This window comes from Serinicoccus hydrothermalis, assembly GCF_001685415.1.
Classification (GTDB): domain Bacteria; phylum Actinomycetota; class Actinomycetes; order Actinomycetales; family Dermatophilaceae; genus Ornithinicoccus; species Ornithinicoccus hydrothermalis.
On sequence record NZ_CP014989.1, the window covers coordinates 1,087,406 to 1,102,541 of the forward strand.

Here is a 15,136-nt window from a genome sequence, read left to right on the forward strand (position 1 = left end):
ACCATCCTGCCCCCAGACCTCAGCCGCGGGCCAGGCGACAGACCTCGAGCACCGCCCGCTCGACGGCGTGCTCCGGGCTGCGGACGGCCGCCTCGGTGCGGATGCCGCCCTTGACGTCGACGTCGGCCTGGGCGACCGCCTGGATCGCCGCCCCCAGCCGCGCGCCGTCCCAGGACTGGCTGGAGCGACGGGCGGCGTCGACCTGCCACGGCGCCATGCCGAGGTCGCGGGCCAGCTGCGCGGACGACCCGCGTCCGGCGGTCGCCACCTTGCCCACCTGGCGCAGCTGCATGGCCAGCACCGCGACGATCGGCACCGGGTCCAGGCCGCCCAGCATGGCGTGCCGCAGCAGCGCCATCGCGGTCGCCTCGTCGCCGGAGAGCGCCGCGTCGGCAACGCGGAACCCGGTCGTCTCGACCTTCTCGCCGTAGTAGGTCGTGACGTCCTCGGTCTCGACCATCCCCTCCACGTCGCGGATGAGCTGCTCGCAGGCGGAGGCGAGCTCGCGCAGGTCCTTGCCCACCGCCAGCACGAGGGCACCGGCCGCGTCGGCGGTGATCTTGCGCCGGGCCTGCTTGAACTCGCCCATGACGAACTCGTGCTTGTCGCGCTCGGTCTTGACCGCCTTGGCCTCGACCACCCGCGCGCCGCCCTTGCGGAGCGCGTCGAGGACCCGCTTGCCGCGGTTGCCGGACTTGTGCAGCACCACGAGGGTGACCCCGTCGGCCGGCTGCTCGAGGTAGGTCCCCAGGTCCTGCACGAGGGCGTCGTCCGCCTCGTCCAGGTCGTGCACGACGATCACCGTCCACCCGCCGAAGAGGCTGGGGCTCGCGTGCACCATGAGCTCGCCGGCCTGGTAGGTCGCGGGGTGGACCCGCACGACCTCCGCGTCGGCCTCGCTCGCGCGCACCGCCTCGACCACGGAGTCGACCGCGCGCTCGGCGCGCAGCTCCTCCGGGCCGGTGACCAGCGCCAGTGTCGGGGGTGCCGTGCTCACGAGGTCGGCCCCGTCGCGACCGGCTCCCAGGGGCCGAGCTCCAGCCAGCCCCGGTCCACGCGGGCCGGGCGCACGCGGGCGACGGCTGCCACCGGGACGGCGCCGTAGAGGTGCGGGAAGTGCTCGGAGCCGGGGTCGGAGGGATCGCCCGGCTCGACCTTCACCTCGACGCCGTGCTCGGCGAGGACCGCCGGGTCGATCTCGAGCACGACGAGCTCCTCGTCCACCCCGGAGTAGAGGGCGCGGGCCACGCCGGGCAGCTGCTCGGGCCGGCTGGCGTGGACGAAGCCGACGTCGGCCAGGGAGGCGCCCCGGGTGGACCGGTCGTAGCGGCCGGCGGCCAGCGCCGCCTCCCAGTGCTCCCGCTCGGCGAGGTGCCACAGGGCGGGACTGTCGGCGGCCTCGGTCTCGCGCTCGGCTGCCTGCTCGCTGCTCATGCCCCCCAGCCTGCCACGCGGCACCGACACCGCCGGTGCCTCACGCGGGCAGCTCCAGCCCGAGCTGGTTGACCCGGGCGGTGACGAGGTCGAGCGCCAGGTCGAGGTGCTCGGCCAGCTCGGGGAGCTCGACCCCGGCCTCGATCCCGTCGCGCAGCTCCTCGTCCTGCTCCTCGGACCAGGCATGGCCGCCGGTCACGGCCGTGCGCGGGGAGCGTGCCACCGGCACGGCCCCGGCGGTGACCAGCGGCGCGCCGCCGAGCCCGCGGGCGCCGGGCTCGGCGACCGGGACCGGGTCGGGAGCCGTCTCGTCGAGCCGCTGCAGGGCGCCCAGCACGAGCTCGGTGTCGGTGGTCGGCCAGAAGGGCGGGAGGGATCGCTGGAGGAATCCGGCATACCGCGCCGTCATCATCCGCGAGTCGAGGAAGGCGACGACGCCGCGGTCGTCGCCGCGGCGGATGAGCCGCCCGGCGCCCTGGGCCAGGCGGAGCGCCGCGTGCGTGGCGGAGACCGCCATGAAGCCGTTGCCGCCCATGCGGCCGATGGCCTCGGTGCGCGCCGAGGTGAGCGGGTCGTCGGGGCGGGGGAAGGGGATCCGGTCGACGATGACGAGCTGGCAGGCGGAGCCGGGCACGTCCACGCCCTGCCACAGCGACAGCGTGCCGAAGAGGCAGGTGCGGGCCTCCCCCGCGAACTCGCGCACCAGCGTGGGCAGCTGGTCCTCGCCCTGGCAGCGGACGGTGATGTCGGTGTCGGACAGGCGGGCGCGCAGCTCCTCGGTGGCCGCCTCCGCGGCGCGCCGCGAGCTGAAGAGCCCCAGCGTGCGCCCGCCGGCCGCCCGCACCAGCGCCTCGATCTCGTCGAAGACGACCGAGCCCGCGCCGTCGCGACCGGGCGGCGGCAGGTGCTGCGCGACATACGCGATCGCCTGCTGCGGGTAGTCGAACGGGGAGCCGACGTCGAGGCCCTCCCACGCCGGAGACCCGGCACCGCGCAGGCCGATCGTGCCGGCGACGGCGTCGAAGGTCCCGCCCAGCTCGAGGGTGGCGGAGGTGAGGACGACGGTGCGCTCGTCGAAGATCTTGTCGCGCACCATCATCGCCACGCTCATCGGCGCCACCCGCAGCACGCTCCCCCGGCGCTGGTCGTGGCTGATCCACACGACGTCGAGCTCGGCCTCCCCGAGCACCCGCTCGCTGGTGTCGAAGACGTCCTGGACCGCCGCGAGCGCGACCTGGGTGCCGCCGTCCGGCTCGGCGCCCTTCTCCGGCTTGAGCTCGGACAGCGTCGCGCGGGCGGCGTCGCGGACCAGCTGCAGCGCGGTGACCAGCCGCTCGGGCAGCCGGCCCAGCTTGCCCTCGGGCAGGTCGGCGAGCGCGTCGTCCAGCAGCTCGGTGGTCTCGGCCAGCCGCTCGGCGGCGTCGCCCTTGCCGGCCCGGCGCGCGGCCGCCGACACGGTGGAGGAGGTGAGCTCGTCGGTGATCGTCGAGGTGACCCGGTCGGTGAGCTCGTGCGCCTCGTCGATGACGAGCAGGTCGTGCTCGGGCAGCATGAAGCGGCCCTCGACGGCGTCGATCGCCATGAAGCTGTGGTTGGTGACGATGATGTCGACCTCGGCCGCGGCCGCCCGCGAGCGCTCCACGAAGCAGTCGGCGAAGACCGGGCAGCGGCTCCCGAGGCACTCGTGCGCCGTCACCGACACCTGCCGCCACGCCCGGTTGGTCACGCCGGGCACCAGCTCGTCCCGGTCGCCCGACTCGGTGACCTCGGCCCACTCGCGCAGCCGGGTCACCTCGTCCCCGAGCCGCGAGCGTTCCCGGTCGACCTGGCCCATCGCGAGCAGCGCGTCCTCGTCGTCGTCGGGGAAGCCGCCGACGAGCTTGTGCTGGCACAGGTAGTTGGAGCGGCCTTTGACCAGCCCGAACGTCGGGCGACGGCCGAGCAGCGGCTCCAGGGCCTCGGCGATCCGGGGCAGGTCGCGGTCGACGATCTGCGCCTGGAGCGCGAGGGTGGCGGTGGCGACGACGGCCGGCTTGCCGGTGCGCACGGCGTGCGCGATCGCGGGCACGAGGTAGGCGAGGGACTTGCCGGTGCCCGTGCCGGCCTGGACCAGCAGGTGCTCCTCGCGCTCGACCGCCCGCTCGACGGCCTTCGCCATCTGCAGCTGGCCCGGCCGGTCGCTCCCGCCGACACCTCCGACGGCCGCCCGGACGAGGTCCTCGAGGTCGGCGGTCGCAGGCATGGGGCCCAGGGTATGCCGTGCCGCCCGGGCCTGCCGCGGCCGTCCACAGCCCGGCGCCTCGGCCCGACTGCGGTCACCAAGCTGCAACCTCCATCGCCCTACAGGGTGATGGAGGTTGCTGGAAGGTGACCGCACTCCCGGGGTGGGGCGGGCGGCGGGACCGTCAGGTGGGGATGCGCTCCGCGCCGGTGTAGACGTTGAGGCTCTCCCCACGGTTGAAGCCGACGAGGGTCATCCCCGTCTCCTCGGCGAGCTCGACCGCCAGCGAGGAGGGGGCGGAGACCGCGGACAGCAGCGGTATGCCCGCGAGCGCCGCCTTCTGCACCAGCTCGAACGAGGCTCGCCCGGACACCTGGAGGACCGAGCCGAGCAGCGGCATACCCCGCTCGCGCAGGGCCCAGCCGACGACCTTGTCCACGGCGTTGTGCCGCCCGACGTCCTCCCGCAGGCAGGCCAGGCGCAGACCGGGACCGTCCTCGTCGGGCACGAACAGACCGGCCGCGTGCACCCCGCCCGTCCGGTCGAAGACGGCCTGCGCCTCCCGCAGCCGGTCCGGCAGGGCGAGCAGCTCGGCGAGCGGGAAGGTCGCGGGATCCGCTCCGAGGTCATGGGTCCCGGTGCGCCGCACCGACTCGATCGACGCCGTGCCGCAGACGCCGCACGAGGAGGAGGTGTAGACGTGCCGCTCCAGCGACGGGTCCGGCGGAGCGACCCCCTCGGCCAGCTGCACGTCGACGACGTTGTAGTCGCGCAGCCCGTCCATGCCGATGCCGGAGCGGTAGTCGATCTGCGCCACGTCGGCCCAGGACGTCACGACGCCCTCGCCGTGCAGGAACCCCACGGCGAGGTCGAAGTCGTCACCCGGGGTCCGCATCGTCACCGAGAACGACCGGCCGTCGACCCGGACCTCGAGCGGCTCCTCCCCCGCCACCACGTCGGCCCGGTCCCGGGCACCGCCGTCCGCCCGGAGCCGCCGCACGCGACGTCGCTGGGTGACCCTCGCCATACCCCCACGGTATCCCGACCCTCGGGCAGCCTCTCCCACCTGCCCACCACCGGATTTCGACCTCTCGAATCGTCGCCATGGCGACGTTTCCAGATGTCGAAATCGTGCAGGGCCCGGTCCAGGAGGCCCCGGACCGCTTCCGGCGACCCCTACCGGTTCGGTATGCCGTCCGGCGCGCAGACGAAGTGCGCCACCAGCGCGGTCCAGCCGGTCTGGTGCGAGGCGCCGAGGCCACGCCCGTCGTCGCCGTGGAAGTACTCGCTGAAGGTCGGGTGCGCGTCCCAGAGCGGTCCGGACGGGTGGTGCCGCGGCGTGCTCGGCCGGCGCCCGTCCGGCCCGGGCCGGAAGAGCGAGACGATCCGCTCCTCGACCTCGTGCGCGACCTGCTCCATCCCCATCGTCCGGCCCGAGCCGGTGGGGTACTCCACCTCCACGCCCGCCCCGGCGCCGCGGCCGTAGATCCGCAGCGCGTCCAGCAGCAGCGCGTTGACCGGCAGCCACACCGGCCCGCGCCAGTTGGAGTTGCCGCCGAACATCCCCGAGTCGGACTCGCCCGGCACGTAGCGCAGCGACAGGTGGGCACCCTCGACCTCGACCCCCACCCCGTCCCGGTGCGCCGCCGACAGCGACCGGATCCCGTGCGGGGACAGGAACTCGCCCTCGTCGAGCAGCGGCGTCAGCAGCGCCCGCCACTGGTCGCGGGAGATGAGCGAGAGGGTGCGCAGGGCATACCCCCGGTGGTTGGTGTGGATGAGCGCGTCCGCGAGCTCGGGGCGACGTTCGGTCCACCCCTGGAAGAAGTCGGTGAGGTCGGGCAGCTCGCTCGCCACCCAGTTCGGCACGATCGAGATGCCGGTGAGCGGCAGCAGGCCGACCATCGAGCGCACCGGCATCCGGTATGCCGTGCCGTCCTCGCCGACGAGCACGTCGTGGAAGAACTCGTCCTCGTCGTCCCACAGCGAGGTGTGGGAGGTGCCGAAGTCGTCCAGCGCCTCCGCGATCGAGAGGAAGTGCACGAGGAACTTCGTCGACACCTCGTCCCAGGCGTGGTCCTCGCGCGCCAGCTCGGCCGACATCCGCAGCATCTTGAGGCAGAACATCCCCATCCACGCCGTCGCGTCGGCCTGCTCCAGCCGCTGCCCGCCGGGCAGTGCCTCGCTGCGGTCGAAGAGCCCGACGTTGTCCATCCCGAGGAAGCCGCCCTCGAAGACGTTGGACCCCTCGGAGTCCTTGCGGTTCACCCACCAGGGGAAGTTGAGCAGCATCTTGAGCACGATCCGCTGCAGGAAGTCGCGGTCCCGCCCGCCGTCGATCGAGTAGACCTGCCAGGCGGCCCACGGGTGGACCGGCGGGTTGACGTCGGAGAAGTTCCACTCGTAGGCGGCGAGCTGACCGTTGGGGTTCATCACCCACTCGCGGCACATGAGCAGCAGCTGCCACTTGGCGAAGAACGGGTCGACGTGCGCGATCGCGACGCAGTGGAAGGCCAGGTCCCAGGTGGCGAACCACGGGTACTCCCACTCGTCCGGCATCGAGATGACCTCGGCCAGGTTGACGTGCCGCCAGCGCGTGTTGCGCCCGCTGGTCCGCGTATGCCGCTGCGGCGGCGGGGGCGGACCGGCCGGGTCGCCCTCGATCCAGCGCGGGATGTCGTAGAGGTAGAGCTGCTTGCCCCACTGCAGCCCGGCGAAGGCGCGGCGCGCGATGAGCGCGTCCTCCTCGGTGGTCCCGGCGGGGATCACCGCGGCGTAGAACTCCTCGCACTCCTGGGCGCGGGCGGCGAGCACCTCGTCGAAGCCCGCCGCGGCGGCCGGGTCGCCGTCGGCGTCGGTGAGCCGCAGGCGCACGGTCACGCTCGCGCCGGGGGCGATCTCGCCGAGGTCCCACCACAGCCCGACCTTGGTGCCGGTCCGCTCCGGGTTGGTGGCGTCCGCCTGCCCGTGCACGACCGCGCGGTCGACCGCGCCCTTGGGGTATGCGCTCGCCCCGTCGCGCACCGCGTCGTCACCGTAGAGCGCGGCGGCGTCGGTCTCGTTGTCGCAGAAGAGCAGGGTCGGCGCGATCCCCTCGGCCGACGATCCTCTGCCGCCCTCCGCGGTGAGCCGCATCCGGCCGAGCACCCGGTGCTGCGCCAGCACCTCGGCATACCCCTGCCCCTGCTCGCCGGCCCACAGCCGCGGGCGCCGGTCGTCCAGCCCCCAGCTCCATGTGTTGCGGAACCACAGCTGCGGCACGAGGTGCAGCGGCGCCGCGTCCGGGCCGTGGTTGGTGGCGGTGATCTCGACGCAGATGTCGCTGGGGCTGGCCTTGGCGTGCGTGACCTGGACGTCGAAGAAGCGGTCGCCGTCGAGCACCCCGGTGTCGGCGAGCTCGTACTCCTCGTCCTCCACACCGCGCTGCCCGTTGACAGCCACCAGCTCCTCGTAGGGAAAAGCGGCCTGCGGGTAGCGGTAGAGCCACGAGGCGTAGCTGTGGGTCGGTGTCCCCTCCAGCGCCCACCAGTACTCCTTGACGTCCTCGCCGTGGTTGCCCTGCGGGTTGGTCAGCCCGAAGAGCCGTTCCTTGAGCCGGTCGTCCCGTCCGTTCCACAGCGCCAGCCCCAGGTTGAGGAAGCCGTCGACGTCGCACAGCCCGGCCAGCCCGTCCTCGCCCCAGCGGTAGGCGCGCAGGTGGGCGTGGTCGAAGGGCAGGTGCGCCCAGGCGTCGCCGTCGGCGGAGTAGTCCTCCCGGACCGTCCCCCACTGCCGCGCCGAGACGTAGGGGCCCCAGTGCCGCCAGGCGGCGCGCGAGTCCTCGGAGTCGGCGAGGCGGTCGTGCTCAGCGGTGCTCACGGCGGCCAGGGTGCCACACGCCGGGCGCCCGCAGGGTGCCCTCCCGACAGGACGGTCCGCGCGACCCCGCCTAGCGTTGAGGTATGCCTGCACGAGACCTCTCCGGCCAGCGCGTGGCCGTCGTCGGCGCCAGCGGCGCCCTCGGCTCGCGCATCGCCCACCAGCTCGCGGACCAGGGTGCCCGGGTGCTGCTCGTCGGGCGGGACGAGCAACGGCTGCGCGACACCGGGCTGGACGCCCCGCTCGTCGTGGCGGACCTCGTGGACGCCGCGGCCGGGGACCGTGTCGTCGAGGCGGCCCAGGAGCACCTGGGCGGGCTGGACGGCGTCGTCAACGCCGCGGGGGTGGCAGCCTTCGGCGCCCTCGCGGACACCCCGGATGAGGTGATCGAGGAGGTCTTCGCCACCAACGTCCTCGGCCCGGCCTTCCTCCTGCGCCGGCTGCTGCCGCTGCTGCAGGAGTCGCAGGGCTTCGTGGTCAACCTCAGCGCGGTCCTCGCCGAGCGGCCGATGGCCGGTATGGGCGCCTACTCCGCCAGCAAGGCCGCGCTCACCGCGCTCGACAAGGCCCTGGCGAGCGAGCTGCGCCGGGCCAAGGTGCGGGTGCTCGACGTGCGCCCGCCGCACACCGAGACCGGCCTGGTCGACCGCGCCATCCACGGCGAGGCGCCGAAGCTGCCGGACGGCCTGGAGCCGGACGAGGTCGCCGAGCGCGTGGTGCAGGCGATCGGCGAGGACGCCTCAGACCTCGGGTCGGACGACTTCGGCGGCTGACGGGCATACCCGGGGGGGCGTGCCACACTGCGTCGATGCGACGCGTGCTGGTGGTCGGGGCCGGGGTCATCGGGCTGACGTGCGCGATCCGCCTGGTGGAGGCGGGGCACCGGGTCGACGTCGTGGCCGCAGAGATGCCGGTTGAGACGACCTCGTCGGTGGCCGCCGCGCTCTGGTACCCCTACCGGGCCCTCCCCCAGGACCGCGTCACCGCCTGGTCCGCCGCCAGCTATGACGTCTTCCGCGAGCTCGCCCAGGACCCGGCGACCGGCGTCGCGATGCGCACCGGCACCGAGCTGCTGCGAGAGTCCCAGCCGGACCCCTGGTGGGCCGGGGCCGTCCCCGACCTGACCCACGCCACCGACCTGCCCGGGTATGCCGGTGGCTGGCGCTTCACCGCCCCGGTCGCCGAGATGCAGGTGCACCTGGCGTGGCTGGCGCGTCGGCTGGAGCAGCTCGGGGGGACCCTCACCCGGACGCGGCTCGACCGGCTGCCCGAGGGCGAGGACCTCGTGGTCAACGCCTCGGGGCTCGGCGCGGAGGGGCTGGCCGAGGACCCGACGATGTCACCGGTGCGGGGCCAGGTGGTCGTCGTCGAGCAGGTCGGCCTGGAGCAGTGGTGGCTGGACCCCGGTGCGACCGGTGGCCCGACCTACGTCGTCCCCCGCAGCCGCGACATCGTGCTCGGCGGCACCGACCAGCCCGGCGAGCGCGACCGCACCCCCGACCCCGCCGTCGCCGAGGACATCCTCGCGCGGGCCAAGGCGCTGGTGCCTGCGCTCGCCGGCGCGCGGGTGCTTCGGCACGCCGTCGGCCTGCGCCCGGTGCGCCCGCAGGTGCGGGTGGAGCGCGTCGGCGACGTCATCCACTGCTACGGCCACGGCGGCGCCGGCATGACCCTCAGCTGGGGCTGCGCCGCCGAGGTCGTGGAGCTGGCCTGATGAGCGACCTGCAGTGCCCGGCCCGGATCCTGCTGCTGCCCGAGGGCCTCGACCACGTGACCCGGCTGGTCCCGGAACGGATCCTGCACGTCTACGGCTCGTCGGGGGCGGCTGCGGGCGGCGCCGCCGATCTCCTGGCCTCCACGCTCGGGGTGGGCAGCACCCGTCTCACCGTGGCCGGCCCATCTCCCGTGCATGGTGACGCCGCAGACCTCCTGGCGGTGCTCGACGACCTGGCCGACCTCCACCGGGGCGAGACCGTGGTGGTGGTCGGTCAGGGCAACGCGATCGCGGCGGCGCTGGCCTCGCTGGGGCGGCCGGACCTCGCCGCCGACCTGTCGCCCACCGCGGGCATCGCCCTGGAGCGGGACGGGGACGGCTGGCGGCATACCGGGACCGTGTGAGCCCCCTGCACGAATTCGACCTCTGAATTCGTCGCCATGGCGACGTTTCCAGAGGTCGAATTCCGGTGGTTCAGACAGCCGGAACCCCGGTGGGTCAGACGGCGTAGGCGCCGAGCTGGCCGTGCAGGTCAGGGTCGACCTTGGCCTCGACCCGGGTGCCCTCGGCGGTGTGCTCCTCGCGCAGGATCTCGCCCTCGTCGTAGAGCCGGGCCACGAGGTCGCCGCGGTCGTAGGGCAGCAGCACGTCCACGAGGATCTCCGGGCGCGGCAGCGCCGCCTCGACCGCCTCCAGCAGCTCGGGGACGCCGGCACCGGTCTTCGCCGAGACGATGACCACGCGAGGGTATGCCCGGCGCAGCCGGTCCAGCGCCTCCGGGTCGGCGAGGTCGGCCTTGTTGACCGCGACGATCTCGGGGATCTTCAGGGCGGCACCCTCGTCGATCTCGGCCAGCACCGAATGCACCGCGTCCACCTGGCCCTCGGGGTCCGGGTGCGAGCCGTCGACGACGTGCAGGAGCACGTCGGCGTCGGCGGCCTCCTCCAGCGTGGACCGGAAGGCCTCGACGAGCTGGTGCGGCAGCCGCTTCACGAAGCCGACGGTGTCGGAGAGCGTGTAGCTGCGCCCCTCCTCGCTCTCGGTGCGCCGGACGGTCGGGTCCAGCGTCGCGAAGAGCTGGTTCTGCACCAGGACGCCCGCGCCGGTGAGCCGGTTGAGCAGCGAGGACTTGCCGGCGTTGGTGTAGCCGACGATCGCCACGCTGGGCACCCGGTTGCTGCGGCGCGAGGAGCGCTTGGTGTCACGCACCGTCTTCATGCCCGTGATCTCACGGCGGAGCCGGGCGATGCGGGTGTTGATCCGGCGCCGGTCAAGCTCGATCTTGGTCTCGCCCGGGCCGCGGGAGCCGATGCCCTCACCGCCGGCGACCCGGCCACCGGCCTGCCGGGACATGGACTCGCCCCAGCCGCGCAGGCGCGGCAGGAGGTACTGCAGCTGCGCCAGCTCGACCTGGGCACGGCCCTCCTTGCTCTTCGCGTGCTGGGCGAAGATGTCGAGGATCAGCGCGGTGCGGTCGATGACCTTGACCTTGACGACGTCCTCCAGGGCACGCCGCTGGGAGGGGCCGAGCTCGCCGTCGCAGACGACGGTGTCAGCGCCCTCGGCGGCGACGATCTCCCGCAGCTCGGCAGCCTTGCCGCTGCCGAGGTAGGTCGCCGGGTCCGGCTTCTGCCGTCGCTGGATCACGCCCTCGAGGACGGTCGACCCCGCGGTCTCGGCGAGCGCCGCGAGCTCGCGCAGCGAGTTCTCCGCGTCGGCGAGCGTCGTCTGCCCGTTGTCCTCCCAGACGGAGGCGAGCACGACCCGCTCCAGCCGGAGCTGGCGGTACTCGACCTCGGTGACGTCCTCGAGCTCGGTCGACAGCCCGGCGACGCGGCGCAGCGCGGCGCGCTCCTCGCGGTCGAGCTGGTCGCCGTCCCGCGCGGTCTCCTCCCCCCAGGACCCCCAGTCCGCCTCGCGCAGGTCGATGTCGCTGTCCTCGCCGAGCGCCTCGGCGCGGCGGTCGAGCAGCTGGCGGCGCTGGGCGGTGGTGTCGTCGTGCGGCTGGGCCATGATCTCCTTCTGGTCCGGTGCTGGACAGGTATGCCCGCGCGCCGGCTCACGTCGTCCCGGCTGGGTGGTCTCACCGCAGCCTCTCACTGGTGCAACGCCAGGAGCCAGAGATTTGTTGCCCGCGACCCCGCGGGCTCACATCGTCAGGTCCGCGAAGCGGTAGCGCGTCGGCGTGAACGTGAAGCGCTCCTCCTCCCCGAGATGGTCCTGGGCGAACTGCAGATAGCCCTCCAGGGCGTCACCGCTGAGGTAGCGCGAGGCGATCGCCCGTGACTCCTGCGCCGTGGCCGGAGACCGGTCCGTGAGCTCCAGGTCGACCGACACGAACCGGGTCCGCGGGCTGACGGTGTGCACGACGAGCGTCGCCGCCCCCGAGCCGGGCAGCAGTCTGGCCTTGCGCGTCGTCGGCGAGGTCACCAGCCACACCGTGCCGTCGTCCTCGGCGACGTACCAGAGCGGTGTCGCCGCAGGAGGCCCGCCGTCGGCGGCCACCGCCAGCACCCCCACGTGCGGCTCCGCCAGGAAGGCCCGGGCCGCACCCTCGTCGAACGTCTTCATGTCCCGCACCCTAGGCCCGGCCACCGACAGTCGTCCGGGACCGCGACGTGGGCCTCCACCCCCACCCTTCGAGGGCGGCCCCGCGCTTCGTCGCGGGTCCCGCCGTCGTAGGCGTGGGGCCGACCGAGGATCCGCGGGGGTGGGAGCGACCCGCGGGGGTGGTGGCGCCCCGCGGGGGTGGGGACGACCCGCGGGGCGAGGTGGAAGACTGCTGCCGATGCCGACCGACCACTACTTCTCCGCCCAGCCGGCCTCCGACGACGGCCTGCGGCACGTGCGGACCCGCCTGGCGGGCCGTGACGTCGAGGTGGTGACGGCCGCCGGCATCTTCTCCCCCGACGGGATCGACAAGGGCACCCGCGTGCTGCTCGACCAGGTTCCCGCCCCGCCACCCGACGGCACCTTCCTCGACCTCGGCTGCGGCTGGGGTCCGCTCGCGCTCACCCTGGCGCTGGAGTCACCCGAGGCCCGGGTGCACGCCGTGGACGTCAACGAACGCGCCCTCGACCTCGCCCGCCGCAACGCCGCCTCGCTCGGCTGCGGCAAGGTCCGGGTCGACCGCCCCGACGACGTGGACCCGGAGGTCCGTTTCGACCTCATCTGGTCCAACCCCCCGATCCGGGTCGGCAAGCAGGCGCTGCACGAGCTGCTGCTCACCTGGCTCCCCCGGCTCGCCGAGCACGACGACGCGGCGGCCTACCTCGTCGTCCAGAAGAACCTCGGCGCCGACTCGCTGCAGACCTGGCTGCGGACCAGCCTCCCTCCGGCGATGGGCCCGGTCCAGGTCACCCGCGAGGCGAGCAGCAAGGGGTTCCGGGTCCTGCGCGTCGCCCGCGCCTGACCCGCCGTCTCACCCAGCGGCGACGACCGCGAGCGCCCGGTCGAGCAGGTCGGGCGCGTCGTGCTCGAGCCACGTCACCCGGGGATCGGGGCCGAACCACGACTGCTGCCGGCGGGCCAGCCGGCGGGTGGCGGCCGCGGTGTCCTCGACCGCCTCGGCCTGTGACAGCTCGCCGTCGAGCTGGCGCAGCGCCTGGGCATACCCCACCGCCCGGGACGCGGTCCGCCCCTCCCGCAGCCCGTCCCGCTCGAGCCGGCGCACCTCCTCGAGCAGCCCGTCCTCCCACATCCGCGCCGCGCGCCGCGCGATCCTCGCGTCCAGGACCTCCCGGTCCGCCCGCAGCCCGAGGATCACCGTCGGCTCGACCAGCTCGCGCGTCGGCAGGGTGGCGCTGAACGGTCGCCCGGTGAGCTCGATCACCTCCAGCGCCCGCACCACCCGCCGGCCGTTGCGCGGCTCGATCCGGGCGGCCGCCTCCGGGTCGCGCCCGGCCAGCAGCGCGTGCAGCGCCTCGGCCCCCCTCGCCCCCAGCTCGGCCTCCCAGGCCGCCCGGACGCGCGGGTCGGTCGGGGGGATCTCGAGCCGGTCCAGCAGGGCCCGCACGTAGAGCCCGGAGCCGCCGACGACCACGGGCACCCGTCCGCGCGCCCGGATGGCGGCGAGGTCGGCGCGGGCCGCCTGCTGGTATGCCGCCACGCTCGCCTCCTCGCGCACGTCGAGCACGTCGAGCTGGTGGTGCGGCACCCCCTGGCGCTCACCCACCGTGAGCTTGGCGGTGCCGACGTCCATCCCGCGGTAGAGCTGCGAGGCATCGGCCGAGACGACCTCGCCGTCCAGCGCGAGCGCCAGCCGCACCCCGAGGTCCGACTTCCCGGTCGCCGTCGCACCCACCACCGCCACCACGGGCGACGCGGCGGGGTCCCGGTCGGCGGTCGGCTGGTGCATACCCGCAAGTCTGGCAGCGTGGAACGCTGACGCGACGGCACCTCCACCGCTAGGCTTGGCCCATGACCTCCCAGCAGCCGGACGGCACGCCGAACCAGCCCCAGCCCCCGAAGACCGCAGCGGGTCTCAGCGCCCTCTTCGACTTCAACTTCGACACCTTCGTCACGCCGGTCATCGTCAAGATCGTCTACATGATCGTGACCGTCCTCGTGGCGATCCTCACGGTCGGCATCGCCATCAGCGGGCTCACCACGATGTTCCAGGGCGGCGCCGGGATCATCCTCGGCCTGCTCCTCATCATCGCCTCGCCGGTGATCGGCCTGGTCTACCTCGCCTTCGCCCGGATGAGCCTGGAGCTCTACTACGCGGTCATCCGGCTCTCCGATGACGTGCACCACCGCGGCACGCTCTGACCGCTCCCCGCGGTTGCCGCCCGCGCGGGGCGGGTGCAGGGTGAGGCCATGAGCCAGCAACCGGACGACCAGCAGGGCACCTTCGTCGGGGCACCTTCGGCCACGAGGACGAGCCGGAGACCGTCCCTGGGCCGGACGACGCGCCGCAGGAGGACGTGGACGAGGGCGACGTGGAGGGCATCTCGGCCGAGCCCGCGCCCGGCGAGCGCAACGACCCCGTCTGAGGCGGGCCAGGGCATACCCTGCGGTCATGGCGCGCCCACCGATCGAGCTGCACATCATCGCCGACTCCACCGGCGACACCGCCGCCCGCGTGGCCCGCGCGGCCTCCGCGCAGTTCCACGAGCACGACATCCGCATCGTGCGCCACCCGCGGCAGACCTCGCTGGACGGGCTGCACGACTCCTTCGCCCGGATGCGGCCGGACCAGGTGCGCACCGTCGTCTTCTCCACCGTCGTCGACGAGTCCCTGCGGCAGCGCGTGACCCAGCTGTGCGAGGAGCAGGGCGTGCCGCACGCGGACCTGCTCGAGACGGCCGTCTCGGCGCTGACCTCGGTGACCGGCCAGGACCCCGAGCGGGTGGTGCGGCCCGTGGGGGTGGGCGAGGACTACTTCAAGCGGGTCGCGGCGATGGAGTTCGCCATCGCCAACGACGACGGCAACCTGTCCAACCACCTGCGCGAGGCCGACATCGTCCTCATCGGGGTGAGCCGCACCGGCAAGACGCCCCTGTCGATGTACCTCGGCTACCTGGGCTACCGCACCGCCAACATCCCGCTCGTCCCGGGGATCGCCCCGCCCGAGCAGCTCTTCGACGTCCAGCGGTGGAAGATCGTCGGGCTCACCATCGACCCCGAGCGGCTGCAGCAGATCCGGGGCCGCCGGGTTCGGGCGATGGGCAGCAGCACCCAGGGCCAGCGCGACGGCTACACCGACCTGGTGAAGATCTTCGACGAGCTGGACGAGGTCGCCCAGCTCCAGCGCAGCCTCGGCTGCCCCGTCATCGAGACGACCGACCTGGCGCTCGAGGAGGCGGCGGGGCGCGTCATCGAGGTGGTGCAGCGTCGCCGTGAGGCTGCCTCCGGCGGAGGGCGCGACGGGCGGTAGGCTCCGAGGCACCAAGCTCCGGGGCAGCGCG

Annotated in this window: 14 protein-coding genes; 6 read left to right on the plus strand and 8 right to left on the minus strand. The window is 73.9% G+C overall.

Annotated features, from left to right (window positions below; genetic code table 11):
* Nucleotides 1-19: 19 nt before the first annotated feature.
* The 5 genes from holA to SGUI_RS05030 form a co-directional block, all read right to left on the minus strand.
* Nucleotides 20-997 (minus strand): DNA polymerase III subunit delta, encoded by a 978-nt coding sequence (holA, locus tag SGUI_RS05010; protein ID WP_066637065.1) that lies wholly within the window; start codon nucleotides 995-997, stop codon nucleotides 20-22.
* Nucleotides 994-1,434 carry a DUF952 domain-containing protein gene (locus SGUI_RS05015; protein WP_066637067.1) on the minus strand — a complete coding sequence of 147 codons (441 nt, stop codon included), beginning with the start codon at nucleotides 1,432-1,434 and terminating at the stop codon, nucleotides 994-996. Before SGUI_RS05015 ends, holA begins: the two co-directional genes overlap by 4 nt.
* A gap of 40 nt (nucleotides 1,435-1,474) precedes the next feature.
* The gene (locus SGUI_RS05020) at nucleotides 1,475-3,676 is read right to left on the minus strand and encodes an ATP-dependent DNA helicase (protein ID WP_066637069.1); all 2,202 of its coding nucleotides are present in this window, start codon (nucleotides 3,674-3,676) and stop codon (nucleotides 1,475-1,477) included.
* Between the two features lie 163 nt (nucleotides 3,677-3,839).
* On the minus strand, nucleotides 3,840-4,682 hold the full coding sequence (gene fdhD, locus SGUI_RS05025) for a formate dehydrogenase accessory sulfurtransferase FdhD (RefSeq protein ID WP_066637071.1): 843 nt from the start codon (nucleotides 4,680-4,682) through the stop codon (nucleotides 3,840-3,842).
* A 149-nt stretch (nucleotides 4,683-4,831) separates the two neighbouring features.
* The gene (locus SGUI_RS05030) at nucleotides 4,832-7,513 is read right to left on the minus strand and encodes an MGH1-like glycoside hydrolase domain-containing protein (RefSeq protein ID WP_083190507.1); all 2,682 of its coding nucleotides are present in this window, start codon (nucleotides 7,511-7,513) and stop codon (nucleotides 4,832-4,834) included.
* Nucleotides 7,514-7,596: 83 nt separating this feature from the next.
* On the opposite strand from SGUI_RS05030, the gene SGUI_RS05035 reads away from it, so the two are divergent.
* Genes SGUI_RS05035 through SGUI_RS05045 form a run of 3 tightly spaced genes read left to right on the plus strand, consistent with a single transcriptional unit; the run spans nucleotide 7,597 to nucleotide 9,631 of the window.
* Complete coding sequence (locus SGUI_RS05035) at nucleotides 7,597-8,286, plus strand: SDR family NAD(P)-dependent oxidoreductase (protein ID WP_066642806.1); 690 nt, start codon at nucleotides 7,597-7,599, stop codon at nucleotides 8,284-8,286.
* Between the two features lie 35 nt (nucleotides 8,287-8,321).
* Nucleotides 8,322-9,227, plus strand: coding sequence for an FAD-dependent oxidoreductase (locus tag SGUI_RS05040; RefSeq protein ID WP_066637073.1), 906 nt, complete (start codon nucleotides 8,322-8,324; stop codon nucleotides 9,225-9,227).
* Entirely contained in the window at nucleotides 9,227-9,631 is a 405-nt protein-coding gene (locus SGUI_RS05045; protein ID WP_066637076.1) for a histidine phosphatase family protein, read from the plus strand. Before SGUI_RS05040 ends, SGUI_RS05045 begins: the two co-directional genes overlap by 1 nt.
* Nucleotides 9,632-9,725: 94 nt before the next feature.
* Here SGUI_RS05045 and hflX read toward each other — a convergent pair whose 3' ends face one another.
* Both hflX and SGUI_RS05055 read right to left on the minus strand, forming a co-directional pair.
* Complete coding sequence (gene hflX, locus SGUI_RS05050) at nucleotides 9,726-11,240, minus strand: GTPase HflX (protein WP_066637078.1); 1,515 nt, start codon at nucleotides 11,238-11,240, stop codon at nucleotides 9,726-9,728.
* A 135-nt stretch (nucleotides 11,241-11,375) separates the two neighbouring features.
* On the minus strand, nucleotides 11,376-11,798 hold the full coding sequence (locus SGUI_RS05055) for a pyridoxamine 5'-phosphate oxidase family protein (RefSeq protein ID WP_066637082.1): 423 nt from the start codon (nucleotides 11,796-11,798) through the stop codon (nucleotides 11,376-11,378).
* Nucleotides 11,799-12,015: 217 nt separating this feature from the next.
* Here SGUI_RS05055 and SGUI_RS05060 point away from each other — a divergent pair, with 217 nt between their 5' ends.
* Nucleotides 12,016-12,639 (plus strand): class I SAM-dependent methyltransferase, encoded by a 624-nt coding sequence (locus SGUI_RS05060; protein WP_066637085.1) that lies wholly within the window; start codon nucleotides 12,016-12,018, stop codon nucleotides 12,637-12,639.
* Between the two features lie 9 nt (nucleotides 12,640-12,648).
* On the opposite strand, the gene miaA is transcribed toward SGUI_RS05060, so the two are convergent.
* A complete protein-coding gene (gene miaA / locus SGUI_RS05065; protein ID WP_066637088.1) occupies nucleotides 12,649-13,584 on the minus strand; it encodes a tRNA (adenosine(37)-N6)-dimethylallyltransferase MiaA in 936 nt (311 codons plus the stop codon).
* A gap of 62 nt (nucleotides 13,585-13,646) precedes the next feature.
* Here miaA and SGUI_RS05070 point away from each other — a divergent pair, with 62 nt between their 5' ends.
* Together SGUI_RS05070 and SGUI_RS05075 are read left to right on the plus strand one after the other, a co-directional pair.
* Nucleotides 13,647-13,997 carry a DUF4282 domain-containing protein gene (locus tag SGUI_RS05070; protein ID WP_066637096.1) on the plus strand — a complete coding sequence of 117 codons (351 nt, stop codon included), beginning with the start codon at nucleotides 13,647-13,649 and terminating at the stop codon, nucleotides 13,995-13,997.
* 250 nt (nucleotides 13,998-14,247) lie between these two features.
* Complete coding sequence (locus SGUI_RS05075; RefSeq protein WP_066637098.1) at nucleotides 14,248-15,105, plus strand: pyruvate, water dikinase regulatory protein; 858 nt, start codon at nucleotides 14,248-14,250, stop codon at nucleotides 15,103-15,105.
* Nucleotides 15,106-15,136: the final 31 nt, after the last annotated feature.

What these genes read in the sequence shown, in the direction of transcription:
- SGUI_RS05015 (WP_066637067.1), bottom strand. Translation starts at nt 1,434, where the DNA reads ATGAGCAGCGAGCAGGCAGCCGAGCGCGAGACCGAGGCCGCCGACAGT.
- SGUI_RS05020 (WP_066637069.1), bottom strand. Translation starts at nt 3,676, where the DNA reads ATGCCTGCGACCGCCGACCTCGAGGACCTCGTCCGGGCGGCCGTCGGA.
- fdhD (WP_066637071.1), bottom strand. Translation starts at nt 4,682, where the DNA reads ATGGCGAGGGTCACCCAGCGACGTCGCGTGCGGCGGCTCCGGGCGGAC.
- SGUI_RS05035 (WP_066642806.1), top strand. Translation starts at nt 7,597, where the DNA reads ATGCCTGCACGAGACCTCTCCGGCCAGCGCGTGGCCGTCGTCGGCGCC.
- SGUI_RS05040 (WP_066637073.1), top strand. Translation starts at nt 8,322, where the DNA reads ATGCGACGCGTGCTGGTGGTCGGGGCCGGGGTCATCGGGCTGACGTGC.
- SGUI_RS05045 (WP_066637076.1), top strand. Translation starts at nt 9,227, where the DNA reads ATGAGCGACCTGCAGTGCCCGGCCCGGATCCTGCTGCTGCCCGAGGGC.
- hflX (WP_066637078.1), bottom strand. Translation starts at nt 11,240, where the DNA reads ATGGCCCAGCCGCACGACGACACCACCGCCCAGCGCCGCCAGCTGCTC.
- SGUI_RS05055 (WP_066637082.1), bottom strand. Translation starts at nt 11,798, where the DNA reads ATGAAGACGTTCGACGAGGGTGCGGCCCGGGCCTTCCTGGCGGAGCCG.
- SGUI_RS05060 (WP_066637085.1), top strand. Translation starts at nt 12,016, where the DNA reads ATGCCGACCGACCACTACTTCTCCGCCCAGCCGGCCTCCGACGACGGC.
- miaA (WP_066637088.1), bottom strand. Translation starts at nt 13,584, where the DNA reads ATGCACCAGCCGACCGCCGACCGGGACCCCGCCGCGTCGCCCGTGGTG.
- SGUI_RS05070 (WP_066637096.1), top strand. Translation starts at nt 13,647, where the DNA reads ATGACCTCCCAGCAGCCGGACGGCACGCCGAACCAGCCCCAGCCCCCG.
- SGUI_RS05075 (WP_066637098.1), top strand. Translation starts at nt 14,248, where the DNA reads ATGGCGCGCCCACCGATCGAGCTGCACATCATCGCCGACTCCACCGGC.